We start from the raw sequence: 23,003 nt of genomic DNA on the forward strand, positions 1-23,003 counted from the left end.
ATTAATTCATTATTTGCAAATCTATCTATACAAGTAGATAGATTTTTTAATTTAGCTCCTTGATAAGATACTTAAACGAACTTAAAGGATTGTCGCATTCTAAATCATTATAATTCCTCAAGGTTCTAAAGCGAATCTTTGGGGCCATAATTGTTGTAGCCGTCGCTATCGATGAGGAGTTTAAATACCAGTAAGATGCTGGAGAAGCTAGTTGCGATGAATCAGAAACGTGGCCTCTTGGAAAAATGCACCTGTCTGCAAACAAGTGTCCGTGAGGGAAAATCCCGTTGTTTTATTTAATGGCGTTTAAATAACCAGAGTTGCTTATATGAGTCTTCTTAGAGGATATGGCTTCAGGCGAAAAGACCATCAACTGGCAGATGGAGATGCCGGAGGTTTCCACAGGAAGAATGACCCCCAAAGCCCTATGTTAATGTTACATTACCCGCTTTATGAATTTCAGGCAACCGTACCTAGCTGCCTCCAAACGAGTTCTCTGGCAGTGGTGCTAAAGATTTTTGAGCAAGAGCAGTGCGATCGCTTGGTAGTGGTGAATCAGCAGCAATGCCCCGTCGGATTGCTGTATTCTGCCCGTTTAATCCAAAAATTATTAGCACATAGCGACGATAAAAATCTAAATTTACACCAATCACTAACCATTTGGGGTCAAGGTCTAATTGAGCCAATACAAACAATATCAGCTTCTGAGCGTGTAGAGCAATTAGGCTTGCACTTATGTTATCCACAAGCCGAAAAACACCAGAACTTAGATTGGGCGCTGATTGACTCTGATGGTCGATATTTGGGATTGCTGGATAGTTCGCGTCTGTTGCGATCGCTAGCTAAGGAACAAATGGCTGGGTTACAAAGCTCAGACATCCAGAGGTCGCACCATGAGGATGATGCTGGTGTACAGCCGCCTCATAAACCCAAATCATTGGGACATCAGCCACTGGTACTGTTGCTGGAAAGACTGCCTTGGGCTTTGATGTTGCAAACCGGTAGCGGCGAGGTGTTAGCCCGAAATCCCGCCTGGTGGCAGCAATTAGGAGCCTTGAAAGATCCAGAAGGAGTTAGGCAACAGGTAGAGGCAATACTTGTCCCGAAGTCCTCCGAAAAGTCAGAATATGTCACCCAACGAGCAATCAAGGTTCATCCCAATGCTAGGGAGAATGAATATGGTGGCGAACAAGAACTGACTCAGCAAGAAGCATCACCAGATGCTGTGTATAGTCGCTGCTATTTGGATAGTCAAGTGGGTACTTGTACCTGCGTTGTCGAAGTGCAAAATGGTCAGGAGCGAATCTGGCAATTTGCCAAAATTCCCTTAGATAGTCCTGAGTCAGAGATTCCCCTCAGTAATGATTTGTGGTTAGTTTTAGCGACCGATGTCACTGAACAGCAGCAGCTTTGTAAAGAATTAGCTGCAAAAAATGCCGATTTAATTCAACTAAATCGGTTAAAGGATGAGTTTTTAGCTTGTATTAGTCATGAACTCAAAACTCCCCTAACTGCCGTTCTAGGATTATCGCGCTTACTGGTAGATCAGCAGTTAGGAGAACTGAACGAGCGTCAAGCCCGTTATGCAGGTTTAATCCATCAAAGTGGCCGCCACTTGATGAGTGTGGTTAATGACATTTTAGATTTGACCCGGATGGAAACGGGGCAAATGGATTTGACATTGACTCCGGTGAAAATTCAGGCTGTGTGCGATCGCGCCCTATCGGAAGCCAAAGCCATCCACACCCAAACTACCAAAACAACATCCCAACCTCAAGAAAATATCCGTTCAACTGCTCCCCAATTCTGCCTTTCCATTGAACTAGGCTTAGATGAGATGGTGGCAGATGAGTTGCGCTTACGCCAGATGCTAGTACACTTACTTTCCAACGCCTTTAAATTCACCGAAATATCCGGCGAAATTGGGCTGCGGGTGAGTCGTTGGGAAGGATGGATTGCCTTTACAATTTGGGATACAGGTATTGGCATTCCTGAACACCAGCAACACTTAATTTTTCAAAAATTTCAACAACTAGAAAATCCTCTGACTCGGCAATTTGAAGGCACTGGTTTGGGGCTAGTATTAACTCGGGCCCTGGCTCGCCTCCACGGAGGAGATGTCAGTTTCTTATCTCGTGAAGGAAAAGGTAGCCAATTTACCCTACTTCTGCCTCCCAGTCCGCCGAAAACAAGCTTTTCTGAGCCAGATATGGGAATTAGAGAAGATGAGGAGACACGATACCAAAAGACACGGGAAAACTCTACAGCCGCTCGTCAGCATATTACTACATCTACACAACATCATCCCGCGAGTTTGCAACGATTGGTCTTAGTAGTTGAAGCAGTAGCCCGATATATTGAAGACTTGACCGAAAAACTCAAAGGTTTAGGATATCGGGTAGTAATTGCGCGATCGGGGACTGAAGCAGTAGAAAAAGCTCGACGCTTGCAACCAATAGCGATATTTTTGAATCCTTTGCTACCTCTGCTTTCAGGCTGGGATGTGCTGACTTTACTAAAATCTGACACTGCAACTCGTCATATATCTGTAATTGTTACCGCGACGGGAGCCGAAAAGGAGCAAGCATTTGCTAACCGAGCCGATGGTTTCTTAAGTTTGCCAGTAGAGCATCAGGTATTAGCACCAGTTCTCGAAAAATTATGCGCCGCACAAGCCGTTCAGCAGCTAGGGTTAGACAATAGCGCTATTATCCCAACTAAAACCCCACTGCGAATTCTCAGGTTGGTAAATCCCCAATTAGAATCGGTTAATCCCCATCCCTCACTTCGAGAACACCGAGTGATTGAAGTAGATGACCTAGATCAAGCAGAACTTTTGGCGCGAGTATGGCAGTTTGACGTAATTTTGCTAGATGTCGAAAGTACTACTGCCCAAATTTATCTCCAACAACTAATTCAGCACCCGCGTTTGGCTGCTGTACCACTGGTTACTTGCGATGTTGCAACCACCCTAATAGCTTCTAAAATACCAGGGTTATCTGTATTTCCTTACTTAACACCATTTACCAAAGACAACAGCAGTCGCAGTGAGAAAACAGATGCCTTACTATCAGTACTACAAATTGCTTCTGGTATTTGCTGTCCTCCTAACATCTTGGTAGTAGATTTGACAATGCTACGTGATTTCCCACAGGTAAGACGTAAGCCAGCTAAGAGTTCTCGGACAGAACAAAATTGCTCAATTAGTAGTGAAACTGCTGAACGGGGGTCTGAGTGGTTCCAAGCTTTAATTCAGTACCTACAAACAGCAGGTTTCAAAGCGGCGATGAGTCCCTGTTGGGCAGAAGTGTTACAACAAATTCGCCACGAAAGTGTTGACTTATTGCTAATTTGTTTGGGAGAATCCGCTATCCACAAAGATGTGCTAAAGGCCCTAAAAACATTGGGAGATTCGCCCGACAAATTACCCCCAATTTTGGTACTAAATCAGCGATTAAATCACCCAGAAACCAGTTTTCAGGCTGGGGTAGCTTATAAGGCAATTGACAAGCAGAAGAAGAATGGTTTGGAATCGATAGAAACTGTTGTGAGTGCGATCGCTACCCGAATATTACCGCGTTCGATATCAATGGAAGACCTCTTAAAGCAAATCAATCAAGCTTTAGCTGTCAACGGTTACAATAGCAAATGTTAATAATTCTCATTAACTTTTTATTGCATAGTAAAATCACGGTGATTTTACTATGCAATAAAGCGGGTAATGTTACTTGCGAATCCTAATATCGAACCATTATGACCAACTACTTGGCGATCGCTATAATCATTTTGAATTCTTCGCTCTCCTAGTCTCCAGTACCATGTCCTGAATTCGGATTTTTAGCTTCTGATCCTTCAGACTGAGGTTTTTGATACTTACCTGGATACTTGTGCTGAAAATAAGCTTCTAACACTTGTAAAACCATCGGGCCACAAACAGTACCGCCATGTTCGCCGGAGTTTTCACCAAAGGCTACAACCACAATTTCCGGCTTATTACTAGGGGCATAAGCACCAAACCAAGTATGATTGGGGCGACCAACACCAGCTTCAGCAGTGCCACTTTTTCCAGAGGCGGGAGCAATTGTAGGCACGTTCAAGTGCTTCCCCGTTCCCTCGCTTACCACTCTCCGCAGTCCATCGCGGAGAACTTTGATAGTTTCTGGTTTCATATCTAAGGATTCTCGCCAACTTTTTGCTTCTTCGTTGTCTTTAAGCAAATGCGGCTGAATTCGATAGCCACCATTAGCAGGGACGGAAAACATAATCGCCGATTGTAGAGGTGTGACTTGTAAAGCACCTTGACCAATTGACATATTAATGGTATCACCTACAGTCCAAGGTGTCCTCAAAACTTTCTGCTTCCATATTTCATCTGGAACTAAGCCTATTGATTCTTCGTTAGGAAATTCAATACCAGTTCTTTGACCAAACCCGTATTTGCGACTCCATTGGATTAAGGTTGGGCCACCAACTTTTCTGCCAACTTGATAGAAGAAAGTATCACTACTCATCGCCAGCGCTCGCGGAAATCCCAATGGCCCGAATCCGGCGTGATTCCACTCACCAAAAGTCACCCCACCAACGGTAAGAGAACCAAAGGTCTGTAATATTGAGTCAGGAGAAAATTCACCTGATTCGAGTCCGGCTGTCGTGGTGACAATTTTGAAGGTACTGGCGGGGGGAAAGGCACTCAAAGCCCGATTAACTAAGGGATGATCTTTACCTTGCAAGCTTTCCCAATCTTTCTGGGAGAGTTTTTGTTTGGAGAAGATGTTCGGGTCAAATGTGGGGTAAGATACTAGCGCTAAAACAGCACCATTATTCGGATCGAGTGCGACGATCGCACCTTTTTGATTTCCTAAAGCCTTTTCTGCTGCCTTTTGCACATCCAAATCTATGGTCAGGTGCAAATCGTTACCAGCTTTTGCCTGTTTTTCGCCCAAAACTCGGATTGGTCTACCTGCACCATCTACTTCCACTTGCTGACCGCCCCATTCGCCTCGTAGCACTTTCTCATAAGCCTTTTCCACCCCCATCTGACCAATGACATCTCCCAGTCGATAGCCTTGCTGCTTTTTGTCCTTTAACTGGTCAGCGGTCAATTCTCGCGTATAACCTAATACATGGGCTAATTCCTTCCCATGAGGGTAATAACGTACAGAATCCGTATTAATTTCTACCTCTGGTAGTTCATTTTTATATTCCTTTAATGCTGTGATTTCTGCTTCATTGAGATCGCGAGCAACCCGGATAAGTGAAGAAGAATTAGCACCTGCTTGGTCTAATTTCTTTTCCATCTCCTCTTGCGGGATGTTGAGAATTTGCGCTAGCCGCGGGCCGACTACAGACCAAGAAGGCTTAGTATGTGCCATTGGCCACAAATATACAGAACTAGGATAACGAGTACTGGCTAAAAGTTTGCCGTTGCGGTCAAAAATATTACCCCGTTCTGGTTGTTTAGAAATCATCCGAATTCGGTTCGCTTCGGCTCGTTCCCGGAATTTTGGCCCTTCAACAATTTGCAAATATGCCAAACGAGCCTCAATCCCAGTGGTCATTAATAGGGTAAATAAGATTAAAAATATTGATTGGGAACCACGTCCAACTGTACGTGTATCTTTTTTGCTGCCGATTGATGGGAATAAAGACATAAGACAAATAATGATTCCAAGAAAGGTATTATCTGTATACAATTACTCTAAACTCATACCCATTACTGGGTATGAAAGAATTGGGCAGTATATTCTTGAACAATTGTTTTTGGGGGATACAATAAACCAAAGTGTCAAATCTAGTCTGCCCAAAAGACTACTGACAAAATTACGTAAGATCACGGCATTCTACTAAGGATTATGGCTCAACTTGTCATGCAGAATCAGAGGGGGATAACACATTTTCAGCCACTGGATGTTGAACTGCGTAACGTGTTCAAGTTTTTTAACCAAGAACCAGCAGTACATGGAATAGATTTGGATGTCAGACAAGGAGAATTTTTTAGTATTTTAGGCCCCTCCGGTTGTGGTAAAACAACAACACTGCGCTTAATTGCTGGCTTTGAAATCGCTGATGCTGGCAAAGTGTTGATTCAGGGACAGTCTATGACTAATGTGCCGCCTTACCGTCGACCCGTCAATACTGTATTTCAAAGTTACGCCCTATTCAACCACCTGAATGTCTGGGATAACATTGCCTTTGGACTGCGGTTAAAAAAAATTCGCAAACCAGAAATTGAAACTAGAGTTCAAGAAGCTTTAAAGTTAGTGAAAATGGAAAGTTTGCGATCGCGTTTTCCCAGTCAACTATCTGGTGGTCAACAGCAGAGAGTCGCCTTAGCAAGGGCCTTAGTCAATCGTCCCACCGTCGTCCTACTGGATGAACCTTTAGGGGCGTTAGATTTAAAACTACGTAAAGAGATGCAGGTTGAGTTATCAAATTTACACAAAGATTTGGGAGTAACCTTTGTGATGGTGACACACGACCAAGAAGAAGCATTATCTTTGAGCGATCGCATTGCCGTCATGAACCAAGGCAAAATTGAACAAGTTGGCACTCCCAGCCAAATTTACGAACGCCCCTGCACATCCTTTGTTGCTGATTTTATCGGCGATACTAATTTATTCAGTGGTGAAATCGTAGCGGTAGACTCCTCTAATGTAAAAATTTCGACAAAAACGGGACTCTCAATTGTCATTAGCCGCGCCCAAGATACACCATCTGAATTATCAAAAGCGGTAGTAGTTAGCGTGCGTCCAGAGAAAATACAACTTTCCCTTTATCCACCCAATTTGCCAGCTAATTGTTTTGAAGGACGGCTTGTTAATGTTATGTATTTAGGCACACACGTTAATTATGTTGTGGAATTAACAAATGGCATGAGCATAAGTGTGTTGCAACCTAATACTTTAGGTAGTTTACCAGACCGCGACACGCCCATCTATGCTTGGTGGGCAGAAAATGATTGTTTAGCGATTAGTCAATAGTTATTATAAAAATCTGCCTTCTTTCTCATTACCTCTTGCCTCTTAAATCAAGTAAGTTCTCCAACTCAAAGCGCATTCCTATCTAAAATTAAATAATGGAATAATACCTTGACCCTGTAATAGGAATATCAACCCATGTCAATTTTGAAAAGAGTTCCTTGGGTGTCTCTGGCGCTAGTATTGCTTAGTTACAGTACTTTGGGCTGGGTAATATCTGAAGCACACGCTCCTTTGTCTGTGTGGCTGGTGACTGTGGTTGCTATTTTGCTTTTAATAGTAACATTGACCACTCCTTGGCCAAAAATGACAGATCATCTCAGTACTTTGCTTAAATCAAATATTAGGTCTTTTGCCGTTGCCGTCTTAGCAGCTTTTTTGTTTTTTATTATGATTGCCTGGTTTGGGGTATTTCTTGACACTTTGCTCATCATTTCGGCAACTATATTAGTCAGGATAGACTTTCAAAAAGCAGGACTTAGAGAAGGGCTAGCCTTTTTAACTGCATCTATCTTTTCATTGGCAGGTTTAGGCTTGGGTGCGCTAATCTACAAGTTAATATATTCCCAAATTTCACTCAAGTTATGAAGTATACCCAAAAAATCTAGCGATGCCTGGAGCGAGCTGGGATAACGCTTCAGAATCGATCTTACTCAGCTAAAGATTTATTTTTGGCTCAGATTTTCGGCTTTTTAACAATTCTTAATTCGTAATAGTTAACAACATAATAGACATCTCCAAATAAAAATTAATTATGCATTATCTTATAGATGTGGATCTAGACCCCAAGCATAATTTTATCGACACTTCCATCCTTCAGTTACGAATTATGAATTATATCTAATGCTTGCTTGGGTTCAAAATACAGGCTGGTCAAACAGCAGTAGAGACAGGAAAAAATCCATGATAAAAATTGATACCCAACTTGTAACTACTGCTTTTGTTGCCGATTCTCCTACTTCCTTGGCTCCCCCTTTAGTAGTTAAACCCCAACTACAGCCAATGACAGCAACTAGCACACCAAAAATAAACCCTTTTAGCAAAATAATAAACAAATCTGATGGTTGTAAAAAATTTCTGACAGATTCTAAAAATGTTTCGGGAATAATTTGATAAAACTTCAATCCGGCAAAAATTCCACCGATGATGCCAGTAACTAAAGCTAAAATCGTCATTAAAGGCACCATTAAACTACAAGCAATTACTCTAGGAAGTACTAGATAATCAATTGGATCAGTTTTGAGCATATAAAGTGCATCAATTTGTTCAGTTACCCGCATTGCACCTATTTCTGCTGCAAAAGCAGAACCAACTTGTCCTGCCATAATACTAGCAGTCAAAATTGGAGCTAATTCTCTACAAAAAGCTAAGGCAAAAGCACCTCCCACAGCATCAACAGCCCCAAATCGGACTAATTCCCTCGCTGTCTGAACAGTAAAAATCATTCCTGCAAAACCGCTAACAAGGAGAACTGGAGAAATAGAACCTGGCCCCGCAGTGACTAGATGTTGCAAAATTTTGCGGTAGTAAGTTTTTCCTTGGAGTAAATGTAGCCACACTTGCCCGAAAAGCAGGATTGCCGCAAAACAGCGGACAATCTCAGATTGGTCGAAATTTGTTTTTAGTCGCAATTTTATCGTCCTTAAGACTGACTTTTTTGCAAATTATTGTTATATCAATTCTCCAAAATAAGACTACAGATACAAATGGTGGAAACCCAGCCAGATGTAATCTGACTTTCTAAATTACGAAGAGGCACTTCGTGTCTCTTCCCATAGGATATGACGAATTGGTATTAGCGTATGGTACATGAACACAATCAAGTTTGAGACTTTTTTGCTAAATACAAATTGTATAACTGGTATTTTATTTTTACGTGAGTCCCTAATGTTAAATAATTTTTTATGAAGAGGATAATATCAGGAGTATTTATGTTGCTATTGATACTAGATGTATCCGTAGCATATCCAGCTTTTGCATCTGTATGCCGCAATTATGACAACTACGACGGACTACACCTACGCCACAAGATTTGTATTCTCAGCATCAACCGTAGTGCTAAAAATTATTGGGAATATAAGGCAGTCGTTAGTGTTGATGGAGTAAAAAGACCTACTGAGATTTACAATTGTCGTGAACGAGTCAAGGTTCAAAAAGATGGGAGTGTTTTGCCCTTTGAGCAGAAAGACTTTGGTGAGATAATATGCAGCTTTTTTAATTCTTCTCGGCATTGAACACGCGCCAGATAATAAAGATCGTAAAACCTAGATAGGCAAATACTGTTAGCCATTCTTGCCAGCTACCAAATGCATTATTCATTAGCCAAAGCCGGAAAATTAATATTTTTTAGAACACGCGTTTAGGGTAAACCCTGCGGGAAGCCGCTTTAGTCCTATTTTCAATCCTACACCCTGATACTGCCAGTTGCTTGCTGTATTTTAGAGATGTCTGAAGGCTACTCAAAAATTCGGCGTTGCTGAATCGAGGGATGAACTTGAATGTAGAGACGTAAAATTTTACGTCTCTACAAGGATTTTTCACCGCAATGCACAATCGGTTTCATGCCGCAATCAACAACGCCAAAAATTCTTAGCTAATTTTCCGGAATCGATAATAGTCGGGTGGTATCCCTTATTAGAGCATCGATATTATACTGAACCTACTATAACTAACCTTCGGGGAATATAGCCCCATTGTTTCCACTCAAAAGCCCGGTCATTAAGACCGGGTTTTTGATGTTCATAGCAATACAAATTAGCGGGACTTTAACCCTTGTAGAGACGTAGCAATGCTACAGTTCTACATTCTTCTTCACCCTGTCCGCGTATTAAATAAAACTATTGTCCAGAAACTTTTAAGAGATTTTATCGGTCTGGTTTTCCAAATTCTGCAAAAACCAGCTAATGTCATCTACTGCTCAAGGTATTCCCGGATTACCCGATTTGACGCATCCGATTGAGCTTGTTCAATTTGGAACCCAGGCGCTCAAAGCTTCACTGTTATTAGTGTTTTTGATCGTAGCTTTAGGAGTTGCGATCGCACTGATCAGTTTTTCCCTTCGTCGCAGCCAGCCAGAACAACTTATATTTATCGGACAATGGGCTGTTGGTTATTCCCAACTGTTGCGGGGATTACAGCATTTAGCTCTAGTATTAGTTCTGTTAATACCAGGATTTTTTCTCTGTTCAACTTTAAGCAATCGTTACCACTACTGGGAACAGGCAAAAGTGGCTCAAGTGGTTGAAAGTGTTGCAGGTGAAAGGCTCGAACAACTTGCGCCCCAAGTCCGCTACACTATCCAAGAGCCATATTCATATAACACTCAAGTCGGTGGCAAAATAGTTAAGGTAAATGAGACACGAGAGATTAACCGCTTCTTGACGTTGGCTGGTTCGCAAATTCAAGTCAAGCTTGACCAAAGTATAGATGTTCCAGGTCGCAGTTCAATTTATTCGGCAAATTATACTGGCGATTATAAAGTAGTCAACCAACTCAAGGATATTAATAATTTTTTCTTTGAAGCACCACCACCCAACGGCTACATACTGCTGAAGAGCTACAAAATCGAGCGTGATGGTACTAGATTACAACAAACCAATCCGGGAGACTATGGTTTTCCCTTCCGGCTGGAACCAGGGGAAGAAACTACCTTTCGAGTCACATATCAGGCTAGAGGTGGCCCTCGCTGGGTTTATAGTGCAGGGGGACAGATCCTATCTAACTTCCGTCTCATAGCCATTGCTAACTTTGCTCCCGCTAATTTTGCTAGTGGTATTGAACCTGATGAGATTAAATCTGATGGACGCAGTACGCAATTTACTTGGAAATTTGATGAGAATGTTTCAGTCAAAAATCCATTTGGAGTCTTTACGAACACCGAACCGATTCGGAATACGGGGATAATTCCGCGTCTTTTATTGCTAGCACCAGCAATATTTTTGTGGTGGATATTGTTGTTATATTTGTCGCTACCAATGAGTTTCAGAAATGTGGCGATCGCTGCTAGTATTTTCTTTGCTTGTCTATTGATTTTGACCTATCTGGCTCGTGTCATCAATGCTCAGTTGGCCTGGACTTTAATTTCTATCATCTTACTGTTTTTGACATGGGGATTGGGAGCCAGTCGCAGTGCTTCTTTAGCTGCAATTATCTCTACTATTGCTGGAGCCATATTACCCATCTTTGGATTATTAGTACCCTTTAGCGGCCTCACCCTCAGCCTAGCGGGTTTGCTTTCAGCAGTTTGGCTAGCAGTTCGTCACTGGTATGGCTGGTATACTTTGCATCCAGAAGATCGAAGATTACAGGCTCAAAAAAATGCTAAAGATTAGTAGATTTCGCTATGATTAGCGAAGTTTTAGCAAATAGCATTTATGGATAACGATTTACTGGCTTTTTTTGCGGGTGCTGGGTTACTCATCCTCTATCTCATTTTTTCTGCATTGACTGAAATGGGAACTAAACTACCTTGGAAGAAATAAACTAATAGGGCGATAAAGTTGCTAAAAATTTACATTTTTCAACCTTATTGGACTTGGAAAAAGGAATAAACATCCTTTAGGCTAAGTTAATATACTTATTGTTCAAGAGAATTTCAAATGCGCGATCCCCAAAAAAACCACATTAAAATCGAGCCGGCAACCCTCGTATTAATTGTGTCCCTACTAATACTCTTGCCTCTACTGTTTGTTGGTTTTTTCTCGCAGTGAGCTTTAAATAAATTTGCAATATTTCAACGAATTAGCAACTTACTTCAACTTCTAAAAATATGGGTTTATCCGGTCAACAACGTAAAGAACTACAAGATGCTTTGATTGATGCTTTTCCTAATACAGCATTTCTAGAGCAAATGTTGTCATTTGAATTAGATAAAAATTTAAGAGCAATTGCTGGCGAAGGGAGTTTACAAGATATTGTCTTTAAATTAATCCAAACAGCAAATTCTCAGGGATGGGTTGAAGATTTAGTTCATGCTGCGTATAATTCAAACCCTGGAAACCCAAAACTGAGGACTATTGCCGGAGCATTATTGCCAAATCACGATCCAGAAACCTCTTCTGTTTCCTCACCTAATATTCCCCAAAAACAAACTAATCAGCAGCAGAAAATCTTGATTCTAACAGCAATTCCTCACGGGCTGCGTTTGGATAAAGAGATTCGACAAATTGAAGAAGCCATACGACGAGCTGCTAATCGAGATTTATTTGAAATTCGCATTAGAACTGCTGTACGCCCTCAAGATATTCGTCGTGGTATTGCAGAAGAACAGCCTCAAATTGTTCATTTTTGTGGACACGGCTTGGAAGATGGCAGCTTGTTGTTAGAGGATGATGGGGGGAACAACAAGCCAGTTGCACCAGAAGGTTTAGCATCTCTGTTTAAGTTGCACGCTGATTATGTTAAATGCGTACTGCTTAATGCTTGTTATTCAGAAAAATCGGCTGTAGCAATTAGCCAATACATTAATTATGTCATTGGGATGAATAACCCAATTCAAGACAAAGCGGCAATTACGTTTACTGAAGGGTTTTATGATGGACTTTGTTATAAAAATTCAGGCAATCAAGATTTATTTGAAAGAGCTTTTGATGAAGGTATAGTTGCTATCAAAATGGAAAATGTTTCGCAAGGAACTATACCAGTATTAAAAAAAAAGAATTCATAACAAATCATTGGCAAACACCTTCTGTTACTTCATCTCAAACTCCTCCAGAAAATGTTCATCAGGTTGCTCTACTGAGTGAGCAAGGGATAAATTACTCCAAACTGCGCGACTTTTTAGCCAATGAGCAGTGGAAAGAAGCTGACAATGAAACAGAAATGCTCATATTGGAAGCAGCTTGTCGAAAGGGAGAATTGCTTAATGTGGAATCGATCCAAAAATTACCAAAAACAGATATATGTACTATTGACAAGCTTTGGGTAACATCCTCTAAGGGAAAATTCGGCTTTAGTGTACAGAAGCAAATCTGGGAGGATAACCAAAAGAATACCGATAATGAATATAAATTGTATTGTCTATTTGGGAATCGCGTTGGATGGCGCAAGCATGAAAAATGGTTACAGTATAAGGATATTACCTTTAATCTTTCGGCTCCCAAAGGACATTTTCCACAACGGGGGTTGGAAGCAGTATTGCTCGGTAAAACGATACAGTGGTGGTCAAACGAATCTTTGATGTCATTGGGTTTAGGAGAGAATTTATTTAGCGAGTTTTTCTATCGAGTTTCGGTGTGCAATTTATAAAATTGGAAAAGAAAAATTACTTTTTACCAACTTGCATGTATCTTTTGGCATATAATAAACTTCCAATTATTGTGAACTTTATAGTTGAAGTGTCTGACTATTCTAATCCCATATCTATAAAACTTAGAGGTGGACAAGTTGAGGTACAACTAACCTTAAGAGCTACAGTGTTTTTCCCTTCTACATTAAGACCCAATGTTTGTTTTGCGCCTACTGTGACTTGTCGAGTTTCAGCAGATTTGTTATCTAAAAATATCTCTAATTGAATCTTATTGCTTGGTTGTGAAAGAGGATTTGCATCATTTACCCCAAACACCAGATTTAGTTTTTTATAACTGGAATGCAAGTTGCAAATAAACTCCAACGGTTGAGGGGTAAGTTGGTTGCTATAAGATATGTTTGCAATCTCAGACACGAATTCTTTTCCTATAGTAATTTGAGCATTATTTGGATTATGTAACATTTGACTTATATCGTATCCTGGAGTATCACTTATACATTTTGTTGCAGTATAAAGCACGCCTGGAGATGATGTAATTGGCAAAGGACTATTAGTAATAATAGGTGTTGGTGAAATAGGGGATTCTGAAATAGTTGGAGAAGCTGAAGGATTAGTAGAGGTACTGGGAGTCGATGGAACGGGGGATTCTGGAATTCTACTTGGAGAAGATAAGGGAATTGAGGAGTTGTTAGAAATTAAACCCAGCCGTTGCAGAACTACTACAGTAATAACTGATCCACCGACAAAAGTGACTGTCAAACCCCCAGCAATTAAGTAAATACGACTTTTGAGACTCATTCTTTTTCTTTCCGTAGTATTTTGATACTGTTCTGTAGTATTTTTATCTTTTGGAGTCATGTTATTATGCCTAATCTTTAGTGTGCTTTTTAATCTGAGTAGGTAACAAGCAAGTGTAGTTTTTCACTCTCCAATCCCTTGATCAGCAGTTTATCGCAAAACTGAAATTGATTACCAAAATCTACTAACTCCTAATATTCTTTCATCTGGCTACTGTGCAAGTTCCACACCATCAACCTCACAGCATCAGTGAGAGGTTAAGGTAATTGCTACTAACTTAATGGCTAGAGTTAGAGGTTGTTTGAAAAGTGGTATGTTGTGATTTTAATCGAATTGTTACCCCCCTTAATCCCCCCTTATAAAGGGGGGAAACAAGAAAAATTCAGTTCCCTCCCCAATATATCGGGGAGGGTTAGGGTGGGGTAAAAAATATTTGATACATCAATCATGACTTTTCAAACATACTCTTAGACCGAGACCAATCGATTATTACTACATATTATTTAGTTAAAAATGATTATCTATAGATTCATCTAATATAAAATTAAGCGGAAAATCTCTGACTAAAGTAGATATTCAGCTTTGTGTATGATTTTTTCAAGCAATATCGATGTCAGCATTTTGAAAATTTATGAAACTCGATCAATCTGCTTTTAATCTGAGTTTCACTATTGCTATTTGTCTAACACTCTTTCAAGAAACAGAAATATTTCTTTACAATCCATCACAGGCGATCGCCCGTAAACAGCTTTTATTACTCTCGGCAGAGGAAACTCAAAACCCTTGTTTTTTCGTCCTGATTTCAAATAAGCATTTTTGATCCCGATTATGAAACAAGCGTTCCAACCAAGGTCTTAAATAAGATTCAAGATTAGCGTCTTATTTTTCTCTCACCAGAGACAGGGACACAAAACAATGCCAATTAGCTTACTGGAATATCAGTCAAAAAAATGTCTGTTCTATTTTTAGTAAAATACTAAAGACTCCTGTATAATTATCTGAATTCATACTTGGGTAGCATCTCGCAAAGAGTACTAAAAAAACGGGTTTAGATCCATTGATTCAACAGACGTTCATTATGTGAATGCCTTCAGATTGGTGTGTCGTTGTGAACAGGACTGCGTGGGCTAACACAATATTGCACATTAAGAAGTAGGGTTTTTCACTTCGGTTTGAGATGATTGATCGTTAGTGAACAGTGCCGTTAGGTATTAATGTTTAGATGTTCTACTTAATTTGAATACTCAATTAGTCCAACTAAAACAGGAGGAAGATAAATGTCAGCATCCAAAGGTTTCTTCAAGCTGCTATTCGATTTTTCTTTTTCGCGCTTTATTGGTATCAGAATAATCGGTGTTATTTATGGTGTGGGGATGTTTTTTGCTGCTCTATTGGTTCTGGGGTCTGTCGTAGCGGGTTTTAATCACGACTTTCTTGCGGGATTAGGGGCTTTAATAATATCTCCAATTATTTTTTTGATATACGTGATTATCCTGCGAATAATTCTAGAAGGGTTTGTTGCCGCACTAAGAACTGCTGAGAATACTACTCAGTTAGCTGAGAATGCCAAACGAGAATACGAGGTCAGGTAATCCCTGAAAGGTTAATATAAAGGGCTTTTCAAAAGGAGGATTTAAACCCTTTAACTTACGATAAAATGTTCTTTATGGAACCTTCTGGAACTCTTGCTGGTTTAGATATTCTGGTAATTGAAGATGATAACGATACTCGCTTTTTCATCACGACTGTGTTGGAAATGGATGGAGCAAAAGTTATACCAGTAATATCCGCAGATGCGGCACGCGAAGTATTATCTGAATTCCAGCCCGATGTTTTAATTTCTGATATTGGGTTGCCTGGCGAGGATGGCTACACTTTCATCCGCAAATTTCGTGCGCTCAAACCAAATAATTGTGGACGAGTCCCAGCTATTGCTTTAACAGCTTATGCTGATAGTGAGGCTCGTATCCGTGCCTTGGAAGGTGGCTTTGACACTCATGTATCTAAACCCGTTGATCCAGAAGAATTAGTTGAGATAGTAGCTAGCTTGGTTGCTTCTTGTCATTGGTAATGATTGTAGTAGCTGATAAGTGCGTTAAGCTACTATTAACGCACTATTTTAACTGAGAGACTACTTAGGTAGAACTTGCCGTAATGCTGCTAAAAGTTGGTCAACACTTTCCTTTCGACTATTAAAGCCCATTAAACCTACGCGCCAAACTTTACCCGCTAGTTCGCCAAGACCACCGCCAATTTCAATATTATATTCATTGAGTAACTGTCGTGCGATCGCTTTCCCATCTACTCCTGTTGGAATGCGGACAGTGGTAAGGGTTGGTAGTCTATATTCTTGTTCAACATGCATACTCAGTCCTAAATTCTCCAACCCTTGCCAGAGATATTCTACATTCTTCTGATGTCGCTGCCACGAGTTCGCTAATCCCTCTTCTGCCAGCAAACGTAATGCTTCCCGCAATGCATAATATAAATTAATCGGTGCTGTGTGGTGATATATGCGTTCAGCACCCCAATATTTACCCAGTAACAACATATCCAAATACCAGTTTGCCACCTTTGTTTGGCGCTGTTGCAATTTCTCAACTGCGCGCGCACTCATAGTAAAAGGCGAAGCACCAGGCGGACAACCCAACCCTTTTTGGCTACAACTATAGGCTAAGTCAACTCCCCAAGCATCCAAAAATATGGGGACACCACCCAAACTTGTTACAGTATCCACCAGCAGCAAAGTGCCAAATTCACGACACAAATCAGCAACTCCTTCTAAAGGTTGCCTTGCGCCAGTGGAAGTTTCGGCATGAACTAGAGCTAAAATAGCGGGACGATGAGTTTCTAGGGCAGTTTTGAGTTCATCAAGGTTAAAGACTTGTCCCCAAGGTTTGGTAATGGTTCGCACATCAGCACTATAACGTCCAGCCATATCTACGAGACGATTACCAAAATAGCCAGCTACACCAATCAAAACTATATCACCAGGTTCAACAGCATTGGCGATGGTTGCTTCCATTGCGGCTGTTCCCGTACCACTAACTGCAATGGTAAGTGAGTTTTCTGTCTGCCATACGTAGCGTAGCAACGACTGAATTTCATCCATGAGGGCGAGAAAAGCAGGGTCAAGATGCCCAACTGGTGAGGTATTCATCGCTTGGAGAACTGTGGGATGGGCATTTGAGGGCCCTGGCCCTAAAAGTAGACGGGATGGGATTTCTAACGGTGTGAGTTGCAAGCGCCCAGAGTCGTTGATTGAAATTGTTTGCGTCATAATCTGTCTTCGCCTAGACCATACTTACCGAATCATAGAGCGATGGCTTCGCCAACGCCAGAGGCGATCGCATCACTGATATTTTAGTGAATCTGTCATTTGCCAGAAGATGTCAGCGCCATAAAGTATTACAGTGATTTAAAGAAATGCCTGACAGTATACTTATTCACTTACCCAGCGCCTTCTTCACGCCGTTCCTAATTTCCTAGCTGATCCTGGTTGCAGTTATAGCTAAGGTAAAAGGTAAAAGAGAGAATTTTTTACTTTTAATTTATTAGCCTCTATGAATAACTTGACAACAGACAAATTATCGACACCCCGGTTGTTTAAAGGCATTGCCCTATTTACACCAGGAGGAGATTTAATTTACTGCATCGACCCTAGCAAGCAAGGCCGATGGCATTTACATTTATGCTCGGCTTTGCAAGAAATCCTAGATTTACCAGAACCACCGCACTTTTTAGTACCTTGTTATACTGCGACTATTGACCACTGGTTAGATCCGCGCACTCAACAAGTGCGAACTTTTGCAGAAGCTTATCCGGCTGTAATTAGACATCAAGCTTTGCTTAATGCCATTTTTGGCACAGGAGAGTTAGTCTGGCAAGCAGCTCCTTGGCAAGAGGGTTTGTGCGATCGCATGGTGTTGACAACTTATCGTTCGTCATTCCCGCAGCTTTGGGAGGATCACGATTTAATTGTTCGTTTAGACCTTTCTGAACCAGTGCCAAAATACCACCAACCAGTGATAGTCCAAAAAAAGGAAGTAATTACACAAGGCTATGTTCTCCGGTTGTTTGTTGCAGGACATAGCAGCACAACCGAACGCATTCTACAAAATTTACACGAATTGTTAGAGCGATCGCTCGGACACCCCTATACTCTGAAAGTAATTGATGTTTTAACTCATCCAGAACAAGCAGAGTTAAATCAGGTTTCTGCAACTCCTACCCTTGTCAAGGTTTGGCCTCACCCGATTCGGCGAATCGTTGGAGAGTTAGATCGTGTAGAAAAGATTTTACAGATGTTAGCTGCTAAGGAAAAATTTTAAGTTTTACAATTGTTTTTACTAGAAATTAAAGAAAGTCTGTACTAAGCTTATGGCTCGTGAACCGCTTTGCAATTAGGCTAGTACCGCAGGGCGGAATTAAAAATTAAAAATTAAAAACGAATACAGCATGAGGGTTTCATTGATTTGGAATGGGTGGTTTATTTCCGCCGCACTGTACTAGTTTTGCAAAGTGCGCGAATAGGTAGGTGTTGGTGAAAAGGTGGCTACGAAAATGGCTGAATTGCCTTGTATGCAAGAACTTGACGGATGTAGAGTTGTGAAAACATCCGCGCACCTTATATGGACTGGCTTTCAGCTATTTTTGTCTAGCACAATTGCCACTTTTCATGTTATAGTTTTCATATCCGCGCTATTGAACCTTGAAAATCAAATAATATAAGGCTTTCAGATGCCAGCTATTGCAATCAACTAAAATCCCTATTAGGGATTGAAACTTCAAGTGCGATCATGGCTTGAATTTGTTTCGCGATTGCAATCAACTAAAATCCCTATTAGGGATTGAAACACCATTATCAATTGGCTATAAGTGCAAGATACTCAGATTGCAATCAACTAAAATCCCTATTAGGGATTGAAACGCACTAATTCACAATTATCAGGATTAGGAGTAGGATTGCAATCAACTAAAATCCCTATTAGGGATTGAAACAGCGACCCTACAGCTATTTAGCTCCCAAAGGCAAATTGCAATCAACTAAAATCCCTATTAGGGATTGAAACAGGTGTCTCGAATATCAACCAGATTTTACTCTCAATTGCAATCAACTAAAATCCCTATTAGGGATTGAAACATAGGCAGAGTTAATTAGTAATAAATTATTGAAATTGCAATCAACTAAAATCCCTATTAGGGATTGAAACAATATTAAAGTACACGGACAGATTAAACCTGATTAATTGCAATCAACTAAAATCCCTATTAGGGATTGAAACTTGCTTGTGCTTTGCGGCTGGTAAGAATGAGAGAAATTGCAATCAACTAAAATCCCTATTAGGGATTGAAACTTTAGAGGTGCGCTGCGGGCAACGGCTACAAAAGATTGCAATCAACTAAAATCCCTATTAGGGATTGAAACTGCATATCGCGCTCGATAATCAGCCCTTCAATAATTGCAATCAACTAAAATCCCTATTAGGGATTGAAACGTGATTCACAAATTACTACAAGATGTGTCGCCAAATTGCAATCAACTAAAATCCCTATTAGGGATTGAAACCATTGCTTCCCGGTATGGGGTAGAAGTGCCAACAATTGCAATCAACTAAAATCCCTATTAGGGATTGAAACTCAAACAGACTTATTATTTACTTATCATTCACCCACATTGCAATCAACTAAAATCCCTATTAGGGATTGAAACAGCTACACCAACACCTGCAAGCGATCGATAAGGTGAATTGCAATCAACTAAAATCCCTATTAGGGATTGAAACTGGACAAAAAGCTCAAGTAGGCTTTTATCCAAACAATTGCAATCAACTAAAATCCCTATTAGGGATTGAAACCGCAAACTTCAAAGCTGCTATATGCAGCCATGTAATTGCAATCAACTAAAATCCCTATTAGGGATTGAAACATAACCTTTGCGTGGCTGCTGACATTCCATATCTAATTGCAATCAACTAAAATCCCTATTAGGGATTGAAACAAAACGGTTACGATTACTATCAAAACAACCAAATATTGCAATCAACTAAAATCCCTATTAGGGATTGAAACAGACAATCGCCATTCTTTGTGCCAATAAGATTTTATTGCAATCAACTAAAATCCCTATTAGGGATTGAAACGCCGCTAGCCCATTCCTTGATTTGGGCTTCAAGATTGCAATCAACTAAAATCCCTATTAGGGATTGAAACCTAGTATCTTGCATATTACCAATCCATGTTTAGCCAATTGCAATCAACTAAAATCCCTATTAGGGATTGAAACCAGCATTAATTAACCTCTGGATTGTCGGGTCGAATTGCAATCAACTAAAATCCCTATTAGGGATTGAAACTGAGTAGCAGCACGCGAACCAGCACCTTGGGGAATTGCAATCAACTAAAATCCCTATTAGGGATTGAAACAAAATTTGTGGATTAACTGTGGCGATCGCTCCAAATTGCAATCAACTAAAATCCCTATTAGGGATTGAAACTGCCACAAGTGACTACCACATCTGCAATCTTAGGATTGCAATCAACTAAAATCCCTATTAGGGATTGAAACATTGAATTCATCCTTGGTAATCTTAGATGCGATCGCGCATTGCAATCAACTAAAATCCCTATTAGGGATTGAAACTTACCTAGACCAACCTCCAAACCTAGTAATGAGATTGCAATCAACTAAAATCCCTATTAGGGATTGAAACCTCTTTCTTCACTGGTAAAAGGCTCTGGCTTCTCATTGCAATCAACTAAAATCCCTATTAGGGATTGAAACCACCGCAAACAGAGAATTCCGATAACAGCCGCAAGAATTGCAATCAACTAAAATCCCTATTAGGGATTGAAACACACGAAGAAGATTAGGCAAAGGGGATAGTTGCATTGCAATCAACTAAAATCCCTATTAGGGATTGAAACAGTCAGTGAAAGTTTCTTTCTTCGGGTAATCCTTGCGATCGGACATTGCAATCAACTAAAATCCCTATTAGGGATTGAAACAATCGCACGCAAATCAAAGTCAATTACAGTTTTTTCATAAAACCTCGCAGGATGCGGGAAACTCAGCGGCTTTAGCCCTGAGTTATTGACATTATTTTTAGTATTCTCTGTGAAAATTGTCAATGAAATTACCCATATAAACTTACCAAGGTTAAAGATTTTCTCAAATAAAGGTGATTTTGACAGCAAACGAGGGATAACTAAGGATAGTTAGATGTATGATGACGATTTTCTTAGTTTATGACCTATTGCCTCAGAATTGCCGATCTACCTACAAATGAGCGTCCGCGTGAACGATTAATGACGCATGGTGCCAAAATTTTAGCTACAGCCGAGTTAATCGCAATTCTTCTAGGCACTGGTCAAGGGCCAGGGAAACTGTCTGCTGTGGGTTTGGGACAATTTATTTTAAGCGAATTAGGCAAACATCAACGCGATCCTTTGGCAGTTTTGCGAGAAGTTAGCCCCGCAGAATTGATGCAAATTTCTGGTGTTGGCCCGGCGAAGGCGACAAGTATTTTAGCAGCAATTGAATTGGGTAAACGCGCCTTTCAATCTCGACCCAATGACGGAACATTAATTGATAGCCCACTTGCTGCTGCTGCTACCCTCAGTCAAGATTTGATGTGGCAGACACAAGAACGTTTTGCAGTTGTGCTATTAGATGTTAAGAATCGCTTACTTGGTACGCAAGTAATTACTATTGGCACAGCAACCGAAACCTTAGCTTCTCCCCGTGATATTTTTCGGGAAGTTATTCGTCAAGGCGCAACGCGGGTAATAGTTGCCCACAACCATCCTTCTGGGAACCTTGAACCGAGTCAGGAAGATATAGAATTAACGCGCCAGTTGTTAGCAGGGGCGCAGCTTTTAGGGATTCCAGTACTAGATCATTTAATTTTGGGTAATGGCAATCATCAGAGTTTACGGGAAATAACAACCTTGTGGGATGAACATCCGCAAGAGGATTAAAATAATTCGCAATGACATATATTTTGTATGACTTTTTAACTCCTAAAAGGCACAGAGCCAACAGTCTAGTACAGTGCGGCGGAAATAAACCACCCATTCCAAATCAATGAAACCCTCATGCTGTATTCGTTTTTAATTTTTAATTTTTAATTTTTAATTTTTAATTCCGCCCTGCGGTACTAGGTGTACACACAAATGTGCAAATTATCTTTTAAATCGCATGAAAGCCGCGCCTATTAATAATCCTACAGCTTGTCCCCAGAAGACAACACCCGATTGATTTACGCCAACGGGGGGGATATTTAGACTGCCGATGCCATAAAATAACTGTTGCACAAACCACCAAAATATATAAAAAAAGGCTGGAAGTTCGATAGGGATATACAAGATTATTAGCGGCAAAATGGTATCAATTTTAGCTTTAGGAAACTTTATAATATATGCTCCTAAAATAGCTGCGATCGCACCATTTGCCCCAATCAATGGTACTGTCAAACTCGGTTCAGCCAGAATTTGTACCACCCCTGTTAAAATGCCAGCCGTCAGATAAAATCCTAAATAGCGTCCATGTCCTAGAATATTTTCTACAGTTTTACCAAAAACCCACAAAAATAGTAGATTTCCCAATATTTGACTAAAACTGCCGTGGAGAAATATCGCAAAAATTAGTGAAAATGCTCGCCAAATAACAATTATCCAAGCCGCAGAGTTGTTAAACAAAATAGCATTTGTAATTGCCCCACTAATCTGCGCTGGAATCACACCCCAACTATTGACAAAATAACCTAATGCATCACTAAATTCTAGTTGAAGTTCCCATAAAAATACGGCAATATTAACGCCAATCAACCAGTAATTAATAATCGGCTTACTCCGAAAACGGATATTATCACTAATAGGAATCATACTAATTTGTAATTCGTAATTCGTAATTCATAATTCGTAATTAAGAAACACTAAACAAGTCTTGATATAAGCGGGTTTCTATGTGTTTCGTACTC

Annotated in this window: 17 protein-coding genes and 1 CRISPR repeat array; of the genes, 12 read left to right on the forward strand and 5 right to left on the reverse strand. The window is 40.4% G+C overall.

Going from position 1 to position 23,003, the window contains the following annotated elements:
• The first annotated feature begins 328 nt into the window (after window positions 1–328).
• Window positions 329–3,655, forward strand: a complete 3,327-nt coding sequence (locus GTQ43_RS29430; protein ID WP_414859143.1) for an ATP-binding protein — start codon at window positions 329–331, stop codon at window positions 3,653–3,655.
• A 148-nt stretch (window positions 3,656–3,803) separates the two neighbouring features.
• Here the strand turns inward: GTQ43_RS29430 and mrdA are convergent, their stop codons facing one another.
• Window positions 3,804–5,651: a penicillin-binding protein 2 gene (gene mrdA / locus GTQ43_RS29435; protein WP_265276176.1), complete on the reverse strand. Its 1,848-nt coding sequence runs from the start codon at window positions 5,649–5,651 to the stop codon at window positions 3,804–3,806.
• Between the two features lie 201 nt (window positions 5,652–5,852).
• Between mrdA and GTQ43_RS29440 the strand changes: the two genes are divergently transcribed.
• Both GTQ43_RS29440 and GTQ43_RS29445 read left to right on the forward strand, forming a co-directional pair.
• Window positions 5,853–6,980: an ABC transporter ATP-binding protein gene (locus tag GTQ43_RS29440; protein ID WP_265276177.1), complete on the forward strand. Its 1,128-nt coding sequence runs from the start codon at window positions 5,853–5,855 to the stop codon at window positions 6,978–6,980.
• A 135-nt stretch (window positions 6,981–7,115) separates the two neighbouring features.
• Window positions 7,116–7,565, forward strand: a complete 450-nt coding sequence (locus tag GTQ43_RS29445) for a hypothetical protein (protein WP_265276178.1) — start codon at window positions 7,116–7,118, stop codon at window positions 7,563–7,565.
• Window positions 7,566–7,834: 269 nt separating this feature from the next.
• Here the strand turns inward: GTQ43_RS29445 and GTQ43_RS29450 are convergent, their stop codons facing one another.
• Entirely contained in the window at window positions 7,835–8,608 is a 774-nt protein-coding gene (locus GTQ43_RS29450) for an MlaE family ABC transporter permease (protein ID WP_265276179.1), read from the reverse strand.
• 300 nt (window positions 8,609–8,908) lie between these two features.
• Between GTQ43_RS29450 and GTQ43_RS29455 the strand changes: the two genes are divergently transcribed.
• From GTQ43_RS29455 to GTQ43_RS29470, 4 genes are all read left to right on the forward strand, one after another.
• A complete protein-coding gene (locus GTQ43_RS29455) occupies window positions 8,909–9,211 on the forward strand; it encodes a hypothetical protein (protein WP_265276180.1) in 303 nt (100 codons plus the stop codon).
• A 669-nt stretch (window positions 9,212–9,880) separates the two neighbouring features.
• Entirely contained in the window at window positions 9,881–11,308 is a 1,428-nt protein-coding gene (locus GTQ43_RS29460; RefSeq protein WP_265276181.1) for a hypothetical protein, read from the forward strand.
• Window positions 11,309–11,745: 437 nt separating this feature from the next.
• On the forward strand, window positions 11,746–12,642 hold the full coding sequence (locus tag GTQ43_RS29465; protein WP_265276182.1) for a CHAT domain-containing protein: 897 nt from the start codon (window positions 11,746–11,748) through the stop codon (window positions 12,640–12,642).
• Between the two features lie 86 nt (window positions 12,643–12,728).
• Window positions 12,729–13,223, forward strand: a complete 495-nt coding sequence (locus tag GTQ43_RS29470) for a GUN4 domain-containing protein (RefSeq protein ID WP_265276576.1) — start codon at window positions 12,729–12,731, stop codon at window positions 13,221–13,223.
• Between the two features lie 97 nt (window positions 13,224–13,320).
• On the opposite strand, the gene GTQ43_RS29475 is transcribed toward GTQ43_RS29470, so the two are convergent.
• Entirely contained in the window at window positions 13,321–14,082 is a 762-nt protein-coding gene (locus tag GTQ43_RS29475; protein ID WP_265276183.1) for a hypothetical protein, read from the reverse strand.
• Window positions 14,083–14,653: 571 nt separating this feature from the next.
• On the opposite strand from GTQ43_RS29475, the gene GTQ43_RS29480 reads away from it, so the two are divergent.
• The 3 genes from GTQ43_RS29480 (at window position 14,654) to GTQ43_RS29490 (ending at window position 16,093) form a co-directional block, all read left to right on the forward strand.
• Window positions 14,654–14,842, forward strand: coding sequence for a hypothetical protein (locus GTQ43_RS29480; RefSeq protein WP_265276184.1), 189 nt, complete (start codon window positions 14,654–14,656; stop codon window positions 14,840–14,842).
• Between the two features lie 457 nt (window positions 14,843–15,299).
• The gene (locus GTQ43_RS29485; RefSeq protein ID WP_265276185.1) at window positions 15,300–15,614 is read left to right on the forward strand and encodes a DUF4282 domain-containing protein; all 315 of its coding nucleotides are present in this window, start codon (window positions 15,300–15,302) and stop codon (window positions 15,612–15,614) included.
• Window positions 15,615–15,688: 74 nt separating this feature from the next.
• Window positions 15,689–16,093 carry a response regulator gene (locus GTQ43_RS29490; protein WP_265276186.1) on the forward strand — a complete coding sequence of 135 codons (405 nt, stop codon included), beginning with the start codon at window positions 15,689–15,691 and terminating at the stop codon, window positions 16,091–16,093.
• 60 nt (window positions 16,094–16,153) lie between these two features.
• Here the strand turns inward: GTQ43_RS29490 and GTQ43_RS29495 are convergent, their stop codons facing one another.
• Window positions 16,154–17,302: an alanine--glyoxylate aminotransferase family protein gene (locus GTQ43_RS29495; protein WP_265276187.1), complete on the reverse strand. Its 1,149-nt coding sequence runs from the start codon at window positions 17,300–17,302 to the stop codon at window positions 16,154–16,156.
• Window positions 17,303–17,585: 283 nt separating this feature from the next.
• Between GTQ43_RS29495 and GTQ43_RS29500 the strand changes: the two genes are divergently transcribed.
• Both GTQ43_RS29500 and radC read left to right on the forward strand, forming a co-directional pair.
• Window positions 17,586–18,353: a circadian clock KaiB family protein gene (locus GTQ43_RS29500; RefSeq protein WP_265276188.1), complete on the forward strand. Its 768-nt coding sequence runs from the start codon at window positions 17,586–17,588 to the stop codon at window positions 18,351–18,353.
• A gap of 418 nt (window positions 18,354–18,771) precedes the next feature.
• Window positions 18,772–21,030: direct repeats of the CRISPR family, unit length 37 nt; unit sequence ATTGCAATCAACTAAAATCCCTATTAGGGATTGAAAC.
• A 240-nt stretch (window positions 21,031–21,270) separates the two neighbouring features.
• On the forward strand, window positions 21,271–22,002 hold the full coding sequence (gene radC, locus GTQ43_RS29505; protein WP_265276189.1) for a RadC family protein: 732 nt from the start codon (window positions 21,271–21,273) through the stop codon (window positions 22,000–22,002).
• A 204-nt stretch (window positions 22,003–22,206) separates the two neighbouring features.
• Here radC and GTQ43_RS29510 read toward each other — a convergent pair whose 3' ends face one another.
• Window positions 22,207–22,908, reverse strand: coding sequence for a rhomboid family intramembrane serine protease (locus tag GTQ43_RS29510; protein ID WP_265276190.1), 702 nt, complete (start codon window positions 22,906–22,908; stop codon window positions 22,207–22,209).
• Window positions 22,909–23,003 lie beyond the last annotated feature (95 nt).

Origin of the sequence: Nostoc sp. KVJ3 (assembly GCF_026127265.1) — a bacterium.
GTDB lineage: Bacteria > Cyanobacteriota > Cyanobacteriia > Cyanobacteriales > Nostocaceae > Nostoc.